This window comes from Glycomyces dulcitolivorans, from assembly GCF_003265355.1.
Lineage (GTDB): Bacteria > Actinomycetota > Actinomycetes > Mycobacteriales > Micromonosporaceae > Glycomyces > Glycomyces dulcitolivorans.
Map to the genome: position 1 here is coordinate 1 of NZ_QFRW01000188.1, position 5,593 is coordinate 5,593.

General features: G+C 72.5%; 5 protein-coding genes. 4 read left to right on the forward strand and 1 reads right to left on the reverse strand.

The window, feature by feature from the left end:
- The coding region (locus tag DI269_RS14025; protein WP_332871951.1) for an ATP-dependent helicase C-terminal domain-containing protein at nt 1-1,185 on the forward strand (1,185 nt) is incomplete at its 5' end.
- Here the strand turns inward: DI269_RS14025 and DI269_RS14030 are convergent.
- A complete protein-coding gene (locus DI269_RS14030) occupies nt 1,182-1,913 on the reverse strand; it encodes a M50 family metallopeptidase (protein WP_232822749.1) in 732 nt (243 codons plus the stop codon). The genes DI269_RS14025 and DI269_RS14030 overlap by 4 nt on opposite strands.
- A 105-nt stretch (nt 1,914-2,018) precedes the next feature.
- Here DI269_RS14030 and DI269_RS14035 point away from each other — a divergent pair, with 105 nt between their 5' ends.
- The 3 genes from DI269_RS14035 (at nt 2,019) to DI269_RS14045 (ending at nt 5,552) form a co-directional block, all read left to right on the forward strand.
- A complete protein-coding gene (locus DI269_RS14035; protein ID WP_112136850.1) occupies nt 2,019-2,474 on the forward strand; it encodes a hypothetical protein in 456 nt (151 codons plus the stop codon).
- Between the two features lie 208 nt (nt 2,475-2,682).
- On the forward strand, nt 2,683-4,098 hold the full coding sequence (locus tag DI269_RS14040) for a glycoside hydrolase family 16 protein (protein WP_112136852.1): 1,416 nt from the start codon (nt 2,683-2,685) through the stop codon (nt 4,096-4,098).
- Nucleotides 4,099-4,289: 191 nt separating this feature from the next.
- The gene (locus tag DI269_RS14045; RefSeq protein WP_112136854.1) at nt 4,290-5,552 is read left to right on the forward strand and encodes an ABC transporter substrate-binding protein; all 1,263 of its coding nucleotides are present in this window, start codon (nt 4,290-4,292) and stop codon (nt 5,550-5,552) included.
- Nucleotides 5,553-5,593: the final 41 nt, after the last annotated feature.

Below are 5,593 nucleotides of genomic sequence, written 5' to 3' on the forward strand. Positions count from 1 at the left end.
GCCAAGGCCGGGCTGCATCCGCGGCTGGCGCGGGCGCTCGTCGACGGCGCCGCGCGCGTCGGCTCGGCGAAGGCCGCCGAGGTCGCGGCCCTCCTCGGACTCGACAAGCGGGGCAAGGGCGACGACCTACTCGCGCAGTGGCGCCAGCTGCGCGCGAGCCGGGACCGCCAGTGGGAGAACGAGGTCAAGCGCCTCTCCCGCGCCGTCCCCCGCATCGACCGGCAGGCGGGCGACGACGAGGCCGCCGCCACCGTCATCGCCCTCGCGTTCCCCGAGCGCGTCGCCAAGCGCAGCGGCGGCCAGTGGCGCACCGCGGGCGGCACCGGCGCGGTCTGCGCCGACGGTTCACCGCTCGCCGGGAGCGAGTGGCTCGCCATCGCCGACGCCGACCGCTCCCCCGGGCGCGCCGCCGCGATCATCCGCGCGGCCGTCCCCATCGACGGCGGCCTGGCCCGCGAGCTGGTCGGCGAGCGGCGCGAGGACCGTGTCGAGTGGGACCGGGAGCGCGGCGACGTGGCCGCGAGGTCGGTGCGCTTCGTCGGCGCGATCGAGGACGCCGCCGAGCCGCTCAGGGACCCCGATCCGGCGCTCGTGGGCACCGCGCTCCTCGACGGGCTCCGCGAGGAGGGACTGGGCCTGCTCAACTGGTCCAAGGCGCGGCCGCTGCGGCAGCGGATGGCGTTCTGCCACAAGGAGATCGGTGAGCCGTGGCCGGACGTGAGCGACGCCGGGCTGCTGGAGGGGACCGACTGGCTCGAACCGTGGTGGAGCCGGGCGCGGCGGCGCCGCGACCTGGAGAAGATCGTCGTCGCCGATGCGCTGCGCAACCTCATCCCCTGGTCGGAGGACCTCGACCGGTCGGCGCCGCGCCGGCTGGCGCTCCACAACGGCACGGACGGGTCCGTCGACTACTCGACCGGGGTCCCGGTGCTGGCGATGAAGCTCCAGCTGTTCTTCGGCGCGACGGCGATCCCGCGCATCGCGGGCGTCCAGGTGCAGGCGCACCTGCTCAGCCCCGGCGGCAGCCCGGTCGCGGTGACCTCCGACCTCGAATCGTTCTGGAAGGGCCCGTACCAGCAGGTGCGCAAGGAGATGCGCGGGCGCTACCCGAAGCACCCGTGGCCCGAGGACCCGGCGGCGGCCGAGCCGACGGCGTGGACGAACCGGCGCCTGCGCGGGTCCTAGAGCGCGTCCGTCCAGGACTCGATCGGCAGGAGCATCCAGGTGCCCCAGACCGCGGCGGCGACGGTGGCGAGCATGAACACGAAGATCCAGAACCCGGCGGGGAACGGGGTGATCCCGGCGAGCTGGTCGGCGTCCGACTGGCCCCGCCCGCGCCCGCCGCGGCGCCGCGAGCCGAGTTCCATCACGGGCTTGACGGCGCCGAGCAGGAGCAGCCACACGCCCGCGTAGGCGGCGACGGTCTGCACGATCGCGGTGCCGTACCAGGTCGCGGCGAACACGCCCGCCCCGACGACCAGGAGTGCCAGCGCCCCGTACCAGTTGCGGATGAACACGAGCATGACCGCGAGGAGCACCAGCGTGATCCACAGCAGCAGGACGATGCGGCCGGCGCCGACCAGGGCGGCGGCGCCGAGGCCGAGGAGGGCCGGGGCGGTGTAGCCGGCGACGAGGGTCATGGCCGCGCCGAACCCGGTGGGGCGTCCGCGCGAGAACGTGAGCCCGGAGGTGTCGGCGTGGAGGCGGATGCCGGTGAGGCGCCGTCGCATGAGGACGGCCATGAGCGCGTGCCCGCCCTCGTGGGCGATGGTGACCAGGCCGCGGCTCCAGCGCCAGACCGGTGCGGAGAGCACGGCGGCCGCCGCGGCGGCGAGGCACGCGAGCATGACCCAGACCGGCGGGGCCTCCTGGGTCTGGGTGAGGGTGTCGATGACGGACTCGATCGGTGCCACAGGACCTCGTCTTCGGGGTGAAACGGACGCGCGGTGAAGGATGATCCTAGCGGCGGGCATATGGTAGAGGGGGAAGAGGCACCTCCTCGTGGAAGGACGGCCCCCATGGGCACCGACGACCGCACCGATCCGCACCTGAGCTTCCTGGAGATGAGCGACCGGCTCGTCGAGGACCTGACGATGCACAATCTGAGGGCGCGCGATCGGGTCAGGGAGGGCATCGCCTGGCTGGAGGCGCGCCGGGCGGACGCGGACGAGGCCGAGCACGCGGACATCGAGATCCTCGTGGCCCAGTGCCATGACGCGCTCAAGCGGATGGAGTCGCTGCGGGGCGCCTACCAGGACGTGCGGGCGATCAACGCGGCCGCGCACGCCGAGCACCTGGAGTGGCTGGACAAGCGGATCCTCGGCGGCACCGAGTCCCCCGAGGAGCGCGGCGAGCGCCACCAGCGGCTGGAGCGGCTCCGGGAGGAGCGGCAGGCGCGCATGGGCGACCTGCGGCGCCGGGCCGAGGAGGCGCAGCGGCCGCCGCAGACCGACGGCGAGGACGGCGCGCGCTGACGCGGGTCCCACCGGGACTGCGCTGCAAGGGCTTACATGGGGCGCGAGGGCCGCCGCGCGTAACATTTCGGTAACAACCCATTGACATGTACCTATCCGTTGGGTACGAATGGGTTCTGGACCAAATGAGAGAGCGCTCTCTCGACACTGCTCTGATCACGCATCAGACTGGAGAGAGCGGTCTCTCCACCCCGGCAGAGGAGCCTTCATGGCAGACGTTCAGACCTCCGTACGCACCAGCACCAGGCGGCGGCTCGCCCGCGCGATCGCCGCCGCGACCGCGGGCGCCGCGCTCATCGCCAGCGCCGGCCTCGCGATCGTCAACGCCAACGCCCAGACCGACGACGTCGAGGCCGCGCAGGCCTGGAACCTCGTCTGGTCCGACGAGTTCAACGGGTCGGCCGGCCAGCTGCCGTCGGCGGCCAACTGGCAGTTCGACCTCGGCCACTCCTATCCCGGCGGGCCCGCGAACTGGGGCACCGGCGAGATCGCGGCCCACACCAACAACCCTGCGAACGTCTCCATGGACGGGGCCGGGAACCTCAAGATCACCGCGCTGCGCGACGGCGCGGGCGCGTGGACCTCCGCGCGCATCGAGACCGCCCGCGCCGACTTCAAGGCGCCCGCGGGCGGGACCCTCGCCATCGAGGGCCGCCTCCAGCTCCCCCAGGTCAGCGGGAACGCCGCGCTCGGCTACTGGCCGGCGTTCTGGGCACTGGGCTCGCCGTTCCGCGGGAACTACTGGAACTGGCCGGGCATCGGCGAGTACGACATCATGGAGAACGTGAACGGGCTGAGCACCGTCCACGGCGTCCTGCACTGCGGCGTCGCCCCCGGCGGGCCCTGCAACGAGTTCAACGGGCTCGGCGCGACCACCCAGTGCGGCGGGACGTGCCACAACGGGTTCCACACCTACCGGTTCGAGTGGGACGACTCCGGCGCGTCGGGCCAGCTGCGCTGGTACGCCGACGGGCAGCTGTTCCACACGATCGACGAGAGCGCCCTGCCCGCGGACACGTGGACGTCGATGACGAACCACGCCGGGTACTTCATCCTGCTGAACCTGGCGATGGGCGGGGCCTTCCCCGACGGGGTCTCGGGGCAGGTGACGCCGACGGCGGCGACGCAGTCGGGCGCGTCGATGCTCGTCGACTACGTGCGGGTCTACACCGCGGCCGGCTCGGGCGAGCCGACCGGGGAGCCGACCACTTCCCCTGGCGGGGGCGGGAACCGCGACGCGTACGCGGCGATCGAGGCGACCTCGTTCGACGCGTCCTCGGCGGGCCTGCCGTCCGCGGGCGGGGCGATCGGCCCGCTCGGCAACGGCGACTGGGTCCGCTACGACGACGTGAACTTCGGGTCGACGAGCCCGCTCGACGTCATGGCACGCGTCGCCTCCGGCGCCGCCGGCGGGGTGAGCGGCCTGGTCGAGGTGCGGATCGACTCGCGCACGGCCGCGCCCATCGGGTCGTTCGCCCTCGCGAACACCGGAGGGTGGACCTCGTGGCAGAACATCCCGGGCAACGTGTCCGCGGTGACCGGCGTCCACGACGTGTTCCTGACGTTCACGTCCGGGCAGAGCGCGGACTACGTGTCCGTGGACCAGTTCTACTTCAGACACTGATCCGTCCCCGGGGGCGCGGGCGGGCCTGCCTTGTCCGCCCGCGCTCCCGGGGCCAGTGGCACGTCACATGTCACACATTGCTTGAGCGGGCGGTTCGACGGCCGCCGTGTGCCTGCGGCCAGAGAGCGCTCTCTCATCGCGTTCGGGCGCGAATCCCTCATCCGATACCCGAGAACCACAGTGGAGAACCAGTGAAGACAAGCAGACCGACCCGCGCCGCGGCCCTCGCCGCGGCGCTCCTCACCGCGGCCGGCCTCACCGCCTGCTCGGGCGGGGACGACGACGGCAAGATCACCTTGAGCGTGGGCCTGTTCGGCGACTTCGGCTTCGGCCCGCTCTACGAGGAGTACACGGCGCTCCACCCCGAGATCGAGTTCGAGGAGCGCATCTCCGAGTTCGCCGACCACCACACGAACCTGACCACGCACCTGGCGACCGGCTCGGGCGCGGCCGACATCGAGGCGGTCGAGGTCGGGTACATCTCGCAGTACACCGCCCAGCCCGACCGGTTCCACGACCTGCTCGACCTGGGGGCCGACGAGCTCGAAGGCCAGTGGCTGGACTGGAAGTGGCAGCAGGCGCTGTCGGCCGACGGCGAGTCGCTCATCGGCCTCGGCACCGACGTCGGCGGCATGGCCATGTGCTACCGCCGCGACCTGTTCGAGGCCGCCGGGCTCCCCGTCGAGCGCGACGAGGTCTCGGCGCTGTGGGCCGGGTCGTGGGCGGACTACGTCGCCGTCGGCGAGCAGTACACCGCCGGCACCGGCGGGTACTTCTTCGAGTCCTCGGGGAACATGTTCCGCGCCATGGTCGAGCAGGCCGACGAGGGCGTCTACGACAGGGACGACAACCTCATCGTCGAGTCCAACCCCGCGATCGGCGACGCATGGGACCTCACCGTCCAGGCCATCGAGGCGGGCATGTCGAACCGGCTGACCGCGTGGACCCCCGAGTGGAACGCCGGGTTCAACGAGGGCACGTTCGCGACGATCATCTGCCCCGCGTGGATGACCTCCTACATCGAGACGAACGCGCCGGACGCGACCGGGCTGTGGGACATCGCCACGGTGCCGGGCGGGGCCGGGAACATGGGCGGCTCGCACCTGGTGCTGCCCTCGCAGGGCGAGCACGCCGAGGAGGCGTACGCCTTCATCGAATGGCTGACCGCGCCCGAGCAGCAGCTCAAGGTGTTCGAGGCGACCGGGAACTTCCCGTCCACCCCTGAGCTGTACGAGGACCCGGCGCTGACGGGCCTGTCCAAGGCGTACTTCAACGACGCGCCGGTCGGCGAGATCTTCACCGCCGCCGCGACCGCCGTGCAGCCGCAGTACCAGGGCCCGCTCCAGGGCGACGTGCTCGCCACGATCGGCCAGGGCCTGGGCCGCATCGAGGACGGCAGCCAGTCCCCCGAGGAGGCGTGGAGCCAGGTGCTCTCGGACCTCGAATCGTTCTAGCCCCCGGGAGAAGGGCGGCGGGCCCGGCTTCCTTCCGGGCC

Excerpts from the sequence above, each read along its gene's own strand:
- DI269_RS14040 (WP_112136852.1), top strand. The coding sequence starts at position 2,683 with ATGGCAGACGTTCAGACCTCCGTACGCACCAGCACCAGGCGGCGGCTC.
- DI269_RS14035 (WP_112136850.1), top strand. The coding sequence starts at position 2,019 with ATGGGCACCGACGACCGCACCGATCCGCACCTGAGCTTCCTGGAGATG.